Raw genomic sequence first — 12,250 nt, 5'->3', positions numbered from 1 at the left:
CGGCACAGCGGTTAGATTTTAGCCTAACCGGTGCGCTTATCAAACCAAAATAGCCCATTACCGATACACGACTTTCCCTGTTTTCGTATCCAACATGGGAATTCCCTTTTTTGCAGGATTGGAATTACCGGAAAACATATTGTCTACCTTGCCCGATACAGATTTCCCATCGGCCGCCGGGCCAGAGTCGTCGCTACCGTTCGGATAGATCATGCCGTAGTGCTCATCGACGATCTTCCGCTTCTCGTCGATCGACTTGTACGCAAACGTCGGGTCAGACTTCATCAGGTCGCCCATCATCATGCGCTTGGCTTCTTCCGGCGCGGTGCGCTTCTTCAGGTCGCCCGCACCAACAATCTCGGGCATCATCCGGTCGATGAACTCCTGCGAGTGGCCGGCCTTCTGAAGTGCCTCCACCTTGACATCGATTTTGTCGCGGGCTTCGGCGCGGTTCTCGCCGCGCTTCAGCGTGCTGCGCGCCACGTCGCGGTCCATTTCCTGATCGCCCTTGATGCCTTCGATCTGCACGCGGCCGCCTTGCTTCACGCCTTCGAGCGCAACGTCCTGCTTGAACTTCAGCGCCATTTCGCCGGCCTTCTCGACGGCCTTCGCCCGGTTGGCGTCGATGGTCTGCTGTTTCTTGTAGACCGCATCGAACTGCGCGGTAGGCGAGAGCGCGGACAGGCCCATATCGAGCAATTGCTCCTTGCCGACGAACGCGGAACGGTCCTCGCCCGTTTTCTTGTCGCGCAGCGTGACATTGAACCCGGTGATGTCGCCGTCGTTGTTCTTCACAACTTCGTGCTTCGTCGCCTCGGTGCCGTCGTCGAGCTGGTTGAACAGGTTGAGCGCGTGATCGGCCATGCCCTTGAAGTCGCCGGTTTGCGACGCACGCCACATTTTGGTCCACGTCTTCATGGTGTCCTGGCTGCGCTCCTCCTCGGCCCACTTCGTCCAGGCGGATGCCTTCGCCGCGTCGCCCTTCGCAAGGAACGCCTCGGCGATCTTCGGCACGCCCTGTTCCCGGAAAATCTTCATGACGGTAGGAACGGATTGGACGGCCTGCTTGTCGGCGGCCGCCTTCTCCATCGGCGCTACGGTCGGCGCCATCGCGCCCGGCGCCAAGCCTTGCGCGCTCGGGTTCGCAGCCGGTGCGCCTGCTGCTGCAATCTGCTGCTCGTTCGGCGCCAGTGCGGCCGCCGGTTGCGGTTGCGGCGCCTGTTTCTGCTGCGGCATGGGTGCGGGCGTGGCCGGCGCACCGCCGGGAAGGGCGGTTGCCTGCGGCTGGTCGAGACTGACCGGCGCCGTCTGCACGCCGTTCGGATCGGTCGGCGACAACGGCTGTTGCGGCGTCGGCTGAGTCTGCGCGGGCAAGCCTTGCGAACCCTGAAGGCGTTGGCTTTCAGCGTCTTGGAGCTGTGCTTGCTGCGCACGCGCCTCGGCCATCGCATCCTTCGTGATCTGCTGGTCGTCGTACTCATCCTTCGCTTGCTTGTACGCGCGCCCGAGCTGCATACCTTGCCCGATGCCCTGCATGAAAGCGCCAATGCCGATACCGTTGATAGCCATGATTACCCCTTGATGAAACGCATGATTGCAAGGCGGATCGGGTCAAGCAAAGCCTCTTGCCCGATCTCGCGCAGCAGTCCGCGAAAGTGCGAGTCGTCAGAATCGACGGTGAAACCAAAATCCAGCTTCAAACCGGCGGCCGCCGCGTAGCCTTCCAGCTCGGCGAAGGTATGAACGTGCGCCGTGGTCACACGTTCGAACTCGGCCGCGTCACCGCCCAAGCGCACCATTTCAGCCAGAAACACCACGCCTCCCGGCTTCAGCACGCGCGCGGCCTCGTGCAGCACGAATTTCGCTTCCATCTGCGAGATAGCAGACGCGAACATAACCACGTCCACCATTTCATCGCGTACCGGCAAGTCGTGGCAATCGGCATGCAAGCGCCGATACTGTGGCGCCACGGGGCATAGTTCGAGCTGCATCAGACTCAGGTTAGCGAGAATGAACGTCAGGTCGGGCCGCTTCTCCGACATCAGGCGGGACAGCTCGCCGATACCGCATCCGGCGTCGAGGATCATCGCGCCTTCAGGCGGTTGCATGGCCTTCAGCAGATACCACGCGTGCGACTCGTCGTTCGCCGAGAGCTTGTGCGTTTGCAAAAGGCGATGTCCGCCGGCCAGAGCCATGCGGGTAGCTGTTTCGAGTGCAGTGATATCGAGCGGCTTCACCCACCAATCTCCATGTTGAAAAACGTGATCGCCTGCGCGTTCGCTGCGCTGATTGCGTTCAGCCGGCTTTGATACTCGGCATACGCTTCCGGGTGGTGCTCCTTTAGGTACGCGCCGCGCCCGTCTTCCCAATACGCCGAACACGTCATGCAATCGGGCGATGCACTCATGCGCTCGTAGAAGCGCGGCAGCTCCACACCCTCATCCTTCAGGAAGGCGCGCACGTCGCTATCGTCCCAATCTTCCAGCGGGAACAGGTATTCGATACCGTCCTCGACATAGCCCGACTTGATCGGCGCGCGCAGCTTGTCGCTGTTCTTCTGGCCGCGCACGATCAGCGTAATGCCGTCGCCGATCATCTGCTCGTGCAACGGCCACATGAGGGAGCGCATGCAACACGAGTAACGATCCTGAATCAGGACCGTGCCACCCTTGGCCGCGAGCCCGATGGGCGTGTTTGCCGCCGGCACGATATCGCTCGGGATACCGTACTGCTCGATCGTCTCGCGCTGGCGCCCGGCGATGCGCACAAGACGCGGCACAAGCTTTTCGATCTCGTCCACAAGTGCAACCGTCTCGGGAAACGCGTCGCCCGTGTCCAGCCAATAAACCGTCAGCTTGTCCCAATGCTCGCGCATCAGGTGCAGCATGGCGAGCGAGTCTTTGCCGCCACTAAATTGGAGTCCTATCTTTTCATGATTGTCGATTATATTGTTCATGTCTCTCTCTTTAGAAGGCCATAATTCCGGCGCCGGCCAGTGAGCCGATGCCGCCCATCAAAGCGCCCGAGCTGGCGCCGCTTGCTTGTTGCTGCGCATTGTAAGCGCCAACTTGGCTTTGGTATTGGCTGTTGAAGATGCCCGCGCCGCTATTGTTTCCGTTCATCGCACCGCCAAAACCTTGGCCCATGATGCCCTGATTTGCGTAGAAGTTTTGATTAGCGGCTTGGTTATTTCCAACGGCCGAGCTGCCTGCACCTACGCCGTTCATCCCCGCGCCCATGCCGAGCCCGATAGAGCTTGCCGCGCTCGAAGGGAGCCCGTTACCCAGGTTGATTGCATCGGATTGCAGAGCGAGTGCCTTGTCTCGCGCCGCGCTTCGTGCGTTGTTCGCTGCGCCGGCTTGGTTGAGCGAGTTGAGCACTTCCTGACCGCGAGTAATCCCCTCGAACCGTCCGCTGTTGGGATTGATGCCCATGCTTGCCATCGAGCGGTTATTCGCATCATTCGCTGCGCGCGCGCCTTGCTGCGCATCGGCAACGGCTTCGGCCGCGAGAGATTCTTGTTTCTCGACTGAGCCGTATTCCTTCGCCTGCTTGATGTAGTCGTCCTGCAACGGCTGGAACGTGTTCTTGTACCGGTCGCGGTCTTCCTGTGCCCATTGGTTTTGCTGCGTCTGCGTAGCCATCTGCTGCTGCGCCTGCGCCATCTGCTGCTTGGTCACTTCGCTGGTCAGCGCATCAAGGTCCGCTTGCCGTACATTGCCCTGCGCGAACTGGTCTTGCGCGAACGAAAGCCAGTCTTTGCCGAGCTGGATATTTTCGAGCGCGGCCTGACCTACCGCCGGATCGGGCGCGGGCGCACTACCGCCCCCGCCCTTGCCGTAGCAGACATGGCGCGAACGCCACACGGACAACCGTACATCGTCGCCCTTGCGAGTCTGGTATTTGCGCTTCATCGAGCCTCCTGCGGCAAGAAACGGCACTGCTCGCGCAGCATGCCGAGAGAGATAATGTCGCCGCCACTTTCAGCGGCATGCGGGTGATAGCCTTCGCGCCGGAATCCAAGCTCCTCGTCGAACTTCAGCGCTACGCTATTCTTGGCCGGCACAAGTGCCGTGATTCGACGTAGCCCGCACTGAATGAACGGGTAGGCGAATGCGGCCGACAGCAGCTCGCGCGTGAGCCATCTGCGCGAACCGTCGCTTGCAACGTGCATGTACCCGTCGCCATACGAGAACCCATCGAACACAACTACGGCCACAAGCTCGCCGTCGCGCTCGTAGCCGATCGTCTGCGCGTCCTGGCGAAAGGCAGTCACGCCGATTCGAGGGGCCGCCCACGGGAGCAAGCGCGCGTTCTCGCCGTAGATCAGTTTGTACATGGCAGCTCGTGGTTAGAAATTCGCACCATTTTACGGGTTTGCCATGTTGGAAGCGATTGCTTGTGCAATCAGGCCGAATGCTTCGTACAGCGCATTCACGTCCGCGCGCAGTGCGTTGTAGTCGGCAGCGGTTGGGGCCGCCGAGAGGAGCTTGGTGGTGGGCGCCTTCACGCGCAGCAACGGCGCGAAGTCTCCACGAACTACGCTCATCTTCGGCCGCGTGCCGTTGTCCTCGATACCGCGCAAGCCGGACAGCTCGCCGATCGCCTGAATGGCGCGCTCGGACAGGCCGAATTTCGACTTCATGACGCGGACAATGGCCGCCTCGATCTGACGATCGGCCAGCGAGCCGCCGCGTGATCCTTGGTCGTTCTGGCTTACGTTTAAGTCGCCGCGTCCCATTACTGCGCTCCTGCCAGTTCTGCGCCCGTGCCGGCTAGGGTCACTTGCGCGATGTCCGCGTTCGTGGATACCTCAATCTCCCACGTCCGCGCGAGGAACCCGCCGGGCAGGCGAGCCATGCGATTGAGCCGGTCTACGGTCGCTACGAGCTTCCCGTCCGCGTAGATCGCAACAGACACGTAGCGGTCTGCGGTCGGGATAACCATCATCATGTCGCCGTCAATCGGGAAGTCATTGAATGCGCTACCGTTCATTTCGCCGCCGATACTCGGCCGGGCGTAGATCGATGCGTTGTAGGTGATCGCGGCTTGGATCGCCGCCGATACTGCCGCATCTTCCTCGGCACTCACGAGCGTTGAGCCTTCAATCAGGATCGCGCCGAAGTTGGTAGGGCGGGCCACGACAAACTGTTTCGACTTCCAAACAAGGATGTCGCTAGGCGCTTCGATCGAATCCCACTCGTAAATGTCGGTCCCCATGCACAGGTACATGGTTCCCGTGGCGAGGTCGTACCAAGTCGCGTCCGCCTTCGTCGATACCCGGTGCATGAATGCTTCCTGCCCGGTCAAGTCGATGATGAACGAGCCGACGAGCGCGCGGCCGTCAGGGTCAACATACTCATAGCTGGCGAAGTAGCGGCCGAAGAACTGGCAGGCCACAAACCGATCGGGCGCCGTGCGTAGCCACTGGTTGCGCGTCATGAGGTTGTCCGTCACCACGCGCGCGCCGGCCGACGAAATGACGGCGAGGCCATCGGTAGACGGGTAAGCAATGGCATAGCCCAGGTCAACGATGCCGCGCGGGTTGATGCACGGGAGATTAAGCTCGATCTTTTCCTCGGCCATCGCATCAGGCGACGTGCCGTTCACCATGTACGGCTGGCCCTTGGTCGCCACAACAATGGTGGTCCCGAATGCGCCAAGCCCAACGATGTCGTAGGCCATCGTCAGCATGTAGGACTCGGGCCACGCGTGCGGTCGCCACGGCTCGCAAAACCAAAGCTCTTTCCCACGAAAGGCCGCCATCATGCCGTTGGACAGAGCGATTAGCCCGGTCAGGCCGTCCGGCGGTGCGTTCCAATCGAGCGAGGGAATCGGCTCGTTCTGCTGGTTAAGCGGGACGTTATCCACAAAGGTGGTGGTGCTCGCCGCGATCTCGGCGATGAAATACAGGTCCGTCCCGCTCAAGCTCGTCTGAGAGCGGTAGATCCGCATGCGGTTGATGCGCGTACCGTTCGGCGGCAGAGAAAGGTTAGTCAGCGTGACGGTCTGCCCGGCTTGCCAGTTGATTGCGGACGATGCGGCGCTCGGTTCCGTCTCCTCATCGAATACCGACACATAGGTGTAGACGTAGACGCGCGTGAAGATATCGCCCGAGCCTGCGCCGCTCGGCGTTGCGGTCGGTTTCGTGGCCGGGAACGGGAGCGCAAGCGGGTACGTTACACCCGCTACGCGCATCTTCGGCGCACCGTCGCCCATGTAGTAAAGCCGATCGGCCGCGACCGGGCCGGGTGTCACGTACACCTGTTTGTCCCACACCAGCCAGTTGCGGGCCAAGTCGCGGTAGATGGTTTTCACCGTGCCGGCCGCGAACTGCGATTGCCGCGCCACAAACTTAGGCTTGCGGTAAGGCGTCAGACTGCCCGTTTCGAGGCGCGCATTCACCGCGCTCGCGGCGGCCGCTTCGGGAAGCAGGCGCGACACGATTCGCGGGACTTCGCCCTGGAACCCGATCAGTTTAATAATGGTCATTCAATCCTCGCCGCATGGTGCCGTGTCGTATGGTGCTATTCAGGCCGGCTTTTCAGGCCAATCAACGTCAGCAGGAAACCCCGGTTGCTCGGGCACGTCGCGCAGTGCCTGCCGATATTCGGCCCATGCCGGCCGCTTATCCTCGGGCGAGTCGTGGCCCATCGTCCAATCGGAACCCGAGAGAAGGGTGTCGCGTTGCTGGCGCACGTTATTCGCCATGTACACGGGCAGCAGTGAGCGCGCCTCGTCCAGAAGCGGCGCGAGTGCCGGCTTGGGAATGCCTTCAGCCTGCCAACGAAGGATGAAGGCGTCTGCGCCATGCTTGCCCGTCTGCGGGTCAAGTTGGTGAGCGACAACATAGTCTTCACCGTGGACGAGGTGAGGCCAGCGGGTTTCGATAGCCAGCATTAACTGTTCGTGAGAGATATAGGCCATGTTTATTTACCGTTGACGAATGGAGGTGAAACGCGGGTAGATGGAGCCGGCCGAGTCGGCGGACGGGCCTACCCAATTCCCAACACGAATGCCGCACATAACCCACGGCGAGCCCGCGTCGATAGCCCCGGTGCCGGGACGCGAAGCCGGCCCAATCTCAATTTGAGTCCCGACCGTATCCGGCATAGCATCGTAGTTGGCTTTGGCGCCGGGGTTGAAGTTGCCAGAGGTCCACATGTAGCCCTGATACGAGCCGTCCACTTGAACCTGAACGCGGCCGTCCCACCAAATCTGCATGCTGTTGACGCTGTTGGTGACGACGTAGCCATAGTTATTCCAACCAGCGTTGCGGATCGGCGTGCGGTTGTTGATATCGTTTTGCTTGGCCGCGAGTTGGTTATTCAGCCAGTTGCTCAAGTAGCCGCCCCAAGCGCTACCGTAGACATTGCCATCTGGCGTGAGCTGTGATGCGCCGCCCCCGCTGTACACAATGCCGTTAGAAAGAAGGTCGCCACCCTGGATGCGGCCGCCGGCATAAACGCCGCCCCGATTGGTAATCGTACCCGCGTCATCCAGAAGCATATTGCGGGCGTTGATCGCGCTGTTGTACCACTCCATGCCGCCATTGGCCGCGCGGATATGCGTGAAGACATAGCCATCCGCGCACAAGTGAATCCACGGCGACGCGGGCGAGGTGGCGCGAATGTAAAGGTCGCCCGTCATCGTGTCGCCCGACTTGGCAACCTTGGTGCCGGCCAGCGCGGAGGCGGCGTCGATTGCCGCCTGCAACGTCTGCGGCGAGATAGCCGTCCAGCGAGCCTCAACTCGTTCGCCCGCGAGGAATTGAAGCGCCTGCGTGCCTTCCTGCGCGCGCGCGATGGTGAACGTATCGTTCGTCTTGGCCGTGGCTCGCACTATTTCGAGCGAGCCATTCGCTTTGATAAGCGTGATCTGTACGAAGTCGCCGGCCGCGAGGGTCGGGAACTTCACGCCCGCGCCCGGCAGAACCGACATCGACAGGGCGCCCGGCGCGAGGTCCGTTGCCAGCGTGGTCGTTGCGTTATTTGCCCATTTCTGTGCCATGTTGACTCCCTTACGTCACTCGAATTTGAAATTGTTGCTCGATCACGCGGCCTTCGTCAGTCGTGGCAATGACAGTAACGATCGCGGTCTTGCCGCTCGCACCGTCCACAAGCCACACCTTCACCGTCTCAGGCGAAACAACGTTCATCGGAGAACTGACCAAGCTCTCCGGGGGCTCGACGCTTACCGTCGCGCTCACAACGAAGTCGTTATCAGGGAGTGAACGCGTAAAGTCAACGTCGTAGTCCCAAACCTCGGCCGGGTACTTCGTAAAGATATCCATTATTCGCGCACCTTAATGATTCGGCTTCCCTTCTGCACGCGCACGATGCGCTGTTCCTTGCGTACCTGAATTATGCGGGAACGTGGCGCCGGGTAAAACACTTCCGGCAACACGACGACGCGGTACATGCTGGCGATTGCTTCGAGCGCCATCGCAACGTCCGCTTCGCCGTTGATCTGGCGGTAGCTATCAGGTATCGCGCGCAGCAATTCGAGCGCAAGGGCCGCGCTACCCTCGGCCTTAACGATCGCGCCTACCTTGCCGATCGCCTTCGCATCGAGCCCAAGCTCTGCCAGTGCGCGCGCATGCGCGATGTAGGTCGCTCGCGCTGTGGCGTAGGTCCATCCGAGCGCTTCACCGCCAGCACGAATCGGAACCGTAGTCCACGCGCGACCGGACATATCGAGCGTCAGGTCTGCCCGCACTCGGCCGGTGACGCCGTGAGCTGCGATCCCGTGCGCCTCGGCAAGCATTTCGATGTCCGTATCGCTTTCGCCGAACGCCAACATGCCACCGCGCGACAGGGGGTTATCCATAACCATCGTGGCAGTAGAGCCCACGACGCTGAAGGATTGGCCCATCGCTAATACAACGAACTGCATCAGCGCATTCGATTTGCCGAGAGCGGCAAGCATGCCTTCCGCCAACACAGACATTTCCATCAGCGCATTCGAGCTACCCAAGCGGTGACGCGTCGCTTCCGCGTTGGCCGCCATCTGCATGTTGGCAGCAGACACAGTGCCGCGCGCCACCGTTGCAGCTCGCCCGCTCGCCGATCCATCCATAGCCCCACTGCCTACGCCGTTGAATGTGGCGTAGCCATTGAGTGCTACTTCGTCGAGCGGGTAGCTGTTCATCTTTTACAGCTCGCGCACGGTCAGGGATTGAACGTCGAACACAAACACGTCGCCGGGGTTCAAGCCCTTCGGCGCGTAGAGCGGTGCGCCGAGCAAGAACTTTCCGCCGGACGCGCTATCCCACACGCCAAACCAGCCGATTTGCACGAGTGCGCCGCCATTCATCGACGGCCAGAGAATTTGGTTTGCGTTTTGCGACAAGCCTTGACCGTTCGCCGAAGCGGACCAGCCCGTACCCATCGCTTGACCGGTGTTTGCGTCCCTGCGGACGTAACTCGGCCAGTTCACGAGAGTGGCTTCGTTGGCGCCCGTGTCGCCGGGGTCGCCCGTGTGCAGCGACAGGAACGAGCCCGCCGGGACCGGGAACGGCACACCGCGCAGCAAGCAATTGATGATGTTGTCTTTCGTGTAAGCGGAAGCTACCGGCATGATTTACTCCTAAAGGTTGATACGGTATCGCACGATACAGTGCGGATCAAAAGAAATTGCCTTTGACGCGAATCGGCGCACGTTGCTGGCCGGTTGCTGCTAACTTCGACTTCCGCCCGAGAGCTTGATCGAATTTGCCCTGGAAGTACACAGCCCGCTCGGGGTCCGAGAACGTCTGACCCGGCAGCATAAGAATGCTTCCGAGCGCGCCCCATGCAATCAAGCCGGCGTGCTGGTTATGGATGAAGGCGGGCAGGGTTTCCGCGTCCTCGGACGGCTTCAGACGCAACCACACCTTCACGCGCTTCTCAGTTTCGAGCGGCGCCGGCACGACGCGGATAGTGTCGGGCTCAGTCTGCGTGAACCATCGTGGTTGCCCGGTCCACAAATTGGAATCGCTGCGCCACGTCGGGTAACGATCGTCCAGCCATTCGACGCCAGTGGGGTCAAGGCGCTGGCCGTTGAAGTCGCAGCGCTCGATATCGTGGATCACTGCATCGACGGGCGTAGCGCAGAAATTCGGCGTGTCGCCCAGGGTGAACGTTTGTTCGAAGCGCCAGAGCTTCGTCTCCTCGCAGAAGTCCGATGCCGCGTTGCGGATATGCTCGAACGCGGTCGGCTCGGGGCATCCCGGCGCGTAGGGCAATACCTTCGTCAGGAAAACATCGAGGTCTACGGTGCTCATGGATGGTTCGCGTTAGGAGAGTTGGCCGTGGTGGTCTGGTTGTTCGCGCCCACTGCGTCATTGAACGCGGCATAGTGCGCGGCCGCTACGGTGCCGTTCGCAAACTCGCTATCTTTCGACAGCGCGGCGTAGGCCATGTAGGAAACCAGCGTGTTGACGTACTCCGCGCCCATATCAAGCGTGTCCGTCTGCGCGGTCAGGTGAGGAGGCAGCTCAGAATGCAATGCCTCGACGCGCGTGTCGGCGAGCACGGGCGGGTAGACGTAGAAGACGCGAGGCGCGCGCTCATCGAACGAGAAATGCTTCACCACGTTCTTGGGCCGCTTCGTGTGCCAATCCGGGTCTTGGTTGTCGAGGAGGCGCCGCTCCACGCGCGTGATAGCGCGGCCGGGCTTGATGCCATCGGCGCCGATGTTGCGCACCACGTCCAACAACTCGATACCGCGCTCGGCCAGCTCTTGATGCGTGCCTGCCTTCAGCACAAGTACGCGAGTGACCGAGCGAGCCGCCGGCCGCCGCACGATCGTCTCGCGCGCGGCGTCGTTGATCCAGTCCAGCAACTCAGGCACGCTCCATCGGGCATGCCCTTCGTCCTGAAGGATGTACGCAGCGCGCGAGAGAAGGGCGGAAGCGGGGATCGGCATGCTTACTCCTCGGCGCTCTTTTGGCCCTTGGCGTAGTCCGCCAGCTTGATGCGCAGGGTTTCAATCTTCATGTTGCTCGGCGGCAGCTTGCCGAACGCCTTGCGATACGCCGAATCGAGGTCCGCGCGCTCGTTCAGCTCGGTATGACTCGGCAAGTCTTCCTTCACGTCGCGCTTGACCGGAGGCGCCTCATGCACGGGATTGGCCGGCGGATCGACAGGCTTCAAACGCTCGATCGCGATTTCTTTCGCGTCGAGTGCATCGAGAACCATTTCAATCTTCACCGCGCGGTGCTCATCGTCCAGGCCGTTCCAATCCTCAATCGTCAATCCCGAGTCGAGGAACGCACGGTGCGCAACGTCCAGCAGGCCATAACGCACGGCGTGAATCTCGAAAAACTGCGGGAACGAGTCGGCGGACGCGATGTAGGCGTCGCCAATCTTGATCGGCTCGCGCGAATCCTCGTCGATCAGCGGCAGCGGCGCATCGTCGGCGGGTTCGAGCGTTTCCGAGACAGCGGCCGCGCCCGGCGTGCGGAGAATGCGGTATGCCTCGCGGATGGAAAGCAGGCGTTCGATGTGCGCTTCGTCCGTGACTTCGGCGACGTGGCGCGGATCGTCAGCGGACGGCTTGAAGTGGTAAGGGCGGCCCGACAGTTCAACAATGGTGCCGTCTTTGCGCTGGATGGTGCATTCAATTTTCATGGTCTGTTCCGTTGGCATGGATTTGATGGACAAAAGCCCGCACCCCTTGCGAGGTACGGGCAGGACTACTCAGCGTGCTTAGAACGTGCCGGCGCCGCCACCGAAGTTGCTTGCGGCCGCGATACGCGTTTGCACGCGCAGCATCGCGCCTGCCGGTGCGGCCGCTTGAGCTGCGGCCGTTACCTGCAAGCCAATGGAACGGTCATACGACACAGCCGGCAACACAACGAACTCCTTGTTGCTCGGGCGCAGGATGGTGCTGTAGTCACCCGGATTGAACGGGAGCCAAAGCTCTTGTCCGACCGTGCGAGTCGCATCGACCACACCGACGACGCCCGACATAACGCCAATCTTGAACGCCAAGGCCGGGGTGCCGCCGCCGTCGAGCTTGTCCGAGACGAACAGAGCGTCAACAAAACGGTTGTGCGCCGGCAGGATGCCAAGCTCGATGATGTCGCCGATTTGCAGACCAGCGGCCGGCATCGGGAACTCGAACAGGTTTTGAACGACTTCGCCAGCGTTGCAGCCAACGGCCGTCATTTCTTGACCAGTGACCCAACGGGATTGATAGATAGCGGGCATGTGAATCTCCAAAGTATCGAAAGGGAACCGACACAGCAGAACAGGCGCCCGAAGGC

Annotated in this window: 16 protein-coding genes; all 16 read right to left on the bottom strand. The window is 61.2% G+C overall.

The features are described 5' to 3' along the window. Nucleotides 1-57 precede the first annotated feature (57 nt). Complete coding sequence (locus M0D69_RS14090) at nucleotides 58-1,569, bottom strand: hypothetical protein (protein ID WP_301782599.1); 1,512 nt, start codon at nucleotides 1,567-1,569, stop codon at nucleotides 58-60. Between the two features lie 2 nt (nucleotides 1,570-1,571). Next, a complete protein-coding gene (locus M0D69_RS14085; RefSeq protein ID WP_301782598.1) occupies nucleotides 1,572-2,237 on the bottom strand; it encodes a class I SAM-dependent methyltransferase in 666 nt (221 codons plus the stop codon). Beyond that, nucleotides 2,234-2,956: a phosphoadenosine phosphosulfate reductase family protein gene (locus M0D69_RS14080; protein WP_301782597.1), complete on the bottom strand. Its 723-nt coding sequence runs from the start codon at nucleotides 2,954-2,956 to the stop codon at nucleotides 2,234-2,236. Before M0D69_RS14080 ends, M0D69_RS14085 begins: the two co-directional genes overlap by 4 nt. Before the next feature lie 10 nt (nucleotides 2,957-2,966). Then, nucleotides 2,967-3,914: a hypothetical protein gene (locus M0D69_RS14075; RefSeq protein WP_301782596.1), complete on the bottom strand. Its 948-nt coding sequence runs from the start codon at nucleotides 3,912-3,914 to the stop codon at nucleotides 2,967-2,969. After that, entirely contained in the window at nucleotides 3,911-4,339 is a 429-nt protein-coding gene (locus M0D69_RS14070; RefSeq protein WP_301782595.1) for an N-acetyltransferase, read from the bottom strand. The genes M0D69_RS14075 and M0D69_RS14070 overlap by 4 nt, the downstream gene beginning before the upstream one ends. Nucleotides 4,340-4,369: 30 nt before the next feature. Then, nucleotides 4,370-4,741, bottom strand: a complete 372-nt coding sequence (locus tag M0D69_RS14065) for a hypothetical protein (protein WP_301782594.1) — start codon at nucleotides 4,739-4,741, stop codon at nucleotides 4,370-4,372. After that, nucleotides 4,741-6,492 carry a hypothetical protein gene (locus tag M0D69_RS14060; protein ID WP_301782593.1) on the bottom strand — a complete coding sequence of 584 codons (1,752 nt, stop codon included), beginning with the start codon at nucleotides 6,490-6,492 and terminating at the stop codon, nucleotides 4,741-4,743. The genes M0D69_RS14065 and M0D69_RS14060 overlap by 1 nt, the downstream gene beginning before the upstream one ends. Nucleotides 6,493-6,531: 39 nt before the next feature. Next, complete coding sequence (locus M0D69_RS14055) at nucleotides 6,532-6,900, bottom strand: tail fiber assembly protein (RefSeq protein WP_301782592.1); 369 nt, start codon at nucleotides 6,898-6,900, stop codon at nucleotides 6,532-6,534. A 33-nt stretch (nucleotides 6,901-6,933) separates the two neighbouring features. Next, nucleotides 6,934-8,010 carry a hypothetical protein gene (locus M0D69_RS14050; protein WP_301782591.1) on the bottom strand — a complete coding sequence of 359 codons (1,077 nt, stop codon included), beginning with the start codon at nucleotides 8,008-8,010 and terminating at the stop codon, nucleotides 6,934-6,936. Nucleotides 8,011-8,020: 10 nt separating this feature from the next. Further along, nucleotides 8,021-8,293 (bottom strand): hypothetical protein, encoded by a 273-nt coding sequence (locus M0D69_RS14045; RefSeq protein WP_301782590.1) that lies wholly within the window; start codon nucleotides 8,291-8,293, stop codon nucleotides 8,021-8,023. Next, a complete protein-coding gene (locus M0D69_RS14040) occupies nucleotides 8,293-9,150 on the bottom strand; it encodes a hypothetical protein (RefSeq protein WP_301782589.1) in 858 nt (285 codons plus the stop codon). Before M0D69_RS14040 ends, M0D69_RS14045 begins: the two co-directional genes overlap by 1 nt. Before the next feature lie 3 nt (nucleotides 9,151-9,153). Next, on the bottom strand, nucleotides 9,154-9,579 hold the full coding sequence (locus M0D69_RS14035) for a hypothetical protein (RefSeq protein WP_301782588.1): 426 nt from the start codon (nucleotides 9,577-9,579) through the stop codon (nucleotides 9,154-9,156). A gap of 46 nt (nucleotides 9,580-9,625) precedes the next feature. After that, complete coding sequence (locus M0D69_RS14030) at nucleotides 9,626-10,264, bottom strand: hypothetical protein (RefSeq protein WP_301782587.1); 639 nt, start codon at nucleotides 10,262-10,264, stop codon at nucleotides 9,626-9,628. Next, a complete protein-coding gene (locus tag M0D69_RS14025; protein WP_301782586.1) occupies nucleotides 10,261-10,908 on the bottom strand; it encodes a DUF6682 family protein in 648 nt (215 codons plus the stop codon). Before M0D69_RS14025 ends, M0D69_RS14030 begins: the two co-directional genes overlap by 4 nt. A gap of 2 nt (nucleotides 10,909-10,910) precedes the next feature. Continuing rightward, nucleotides 10,911-11,612 carry a hypothetical protein gene (locus M0D69_RS14020; RefSeq protein ID WP_301782585.1) on the bottom strand — a complete coding sequence of 234 codons (702 nt, stop codon included), beginning with the start codon at nucleotides 11,610-11,612 and terminating at the stop codon, nucleotides 10,911-10,913. Nucleotides 11,613-11,690: 78 nt separating this feature from the next. Continuing rightward, nucleotides 11,691-12,194 (bottom strand): hypothetical protein, encoded by a 504-nt coding sequence (locus M0D69_RS14015; protein WP_301782584.1) that lies wholly within the window; start codon nucleotides 12,192-12,194, stop codon nucleotides 11,691-11,693. Nucleotides 12,195-12,250: the final 56 nt, after the last annotated feature.

It is taken from the genome of Caballeronia sp. SEWSISQ10-4 2, from assembly GCF_030464885.1.
Taxonomy (GTDB): domain Bacteria; phylum Pseudomonadota; class Gammaproteobacteria; order Burkholderiales; family Burkholderiaceae; genus Caballeronia.
This window is presented reverse-complemented; position numbering and strand designations above follow the sequence as displayed.

What these genes read in the sequence shown, in the direction of transcription:
- M0D69_RS14075 (WP_301782596.1), bottom strand. Translation starts at nt 3,914, where the DNA reads ATGAAGCGCAAATACCAGACTCGCAAGGGCGACGATGTACGGTTGTCC.
- M0D69_RS14040 (WP_301782589.1), bottom strand. Translation starts at nt 9,150, where the DNA reads ATGAACAGCTACCCGCTCGACGAAGTAGCACTCAATGGCTACGCCACA.
- M0D69_RS14020 (WP_301782585.1), bottom strand. Translation starts at nt 11,612, where the DNA reads ATGAAAATTGAATGCACCATCCAGCGCAAAGACGGCACCATTGTTGAA.
- M0D69_RS14050 (WP_301782591.1), bottom strand. Translation starts at nt 8,010, where the DNA reads ATGGCACAGAAATGGGCAAATAACGCAACGACCACGCTGGCAACGGAC.
- M0D69_RS14070 (WP_301782595.1), bottom strand. Translation starts at nt 4,339, where the DNA reads ATGTACAAACTGATCTACGGCGAGAACGCGCGCTTGCTCCCGTGGGCG.
- M0D69_RS14025 (WP_301782586.1), bottom strand. Translation starts at nt 10,908, where the DNA reads ATGCCGATCCCCGCTTCCGCCCTTCTCTCGCGCGCTGCGTACATCCTT.
- M0D69_RS14030 (WP_301782587.1), bottom strand. Translation starts at nt 10,264, where the DNA reads ATGAGCACCGTAGACCTCGATGTTTTCCTGACGAAGGTATTGCCCTAC.
- M0D69_RS14035 (WP_301782588.1), bottom strand. Translation starts at nt 9,579, where the DNA reads ATGCCGGTAGCTTCCGCTTACACGAAAGACAACATCATCAATTGCTTG.
- M0D69_RS14065 (WP_301782594.1), bottom strand. Translation starts at nt 4,741, where the DNA reads ATGGGACGCGGCGACTTAAACGTAAGCCAGAACGACCAAGGATCACGC.
- M0D69_RS14060 (WP_301782593.1), bottom strand. Translation starts at nt 6,492, where the DNA reads ATGACCATTATTAAACTGATCGGGTTCCAGGGCGAAGTCCCGCGAATC.
- M0D69_RS14045 (WP_301782590.1), bottom strand. Translation starts at nt 8,293, where the DNA reads ATGGATATCTTTACGAAGTACCCGGCCGAGGTTTGGGACTACGACGTT.
- M0D69_RS14090 (WP_301782599.1), bottom strand. Translation starts at nt 1,569, where the DNA reads ATGGCTATCAACGGTATCGGCATTGGCGCTTTCATGCAGGGCATCGGG.
- M0D69_RS14015 (WP_301782584.1), bottom strand. Translation starts at nt 12,194, where the DNA reads ATGCCCGCTATCTATCAATCCCGTTGGGTCACTGGTCAAGAAATGACG.
- M0D69_RS14055 (WP_301782592.1), bottom strand. Translation starts at nt 6,900, where the DNA reads ATGCTGGCTATCGAAACCCGCTGGCCTCACCTCGTCCACGGTGAAGAC.
- M0D69_RS14080 (WP_301782597.1), bottom strand. Translation starts at nt 2,956, where the DNA reads ATGAACAATATAATCGACAATCATGAAAAGATAGGACTCCAATTTAGT.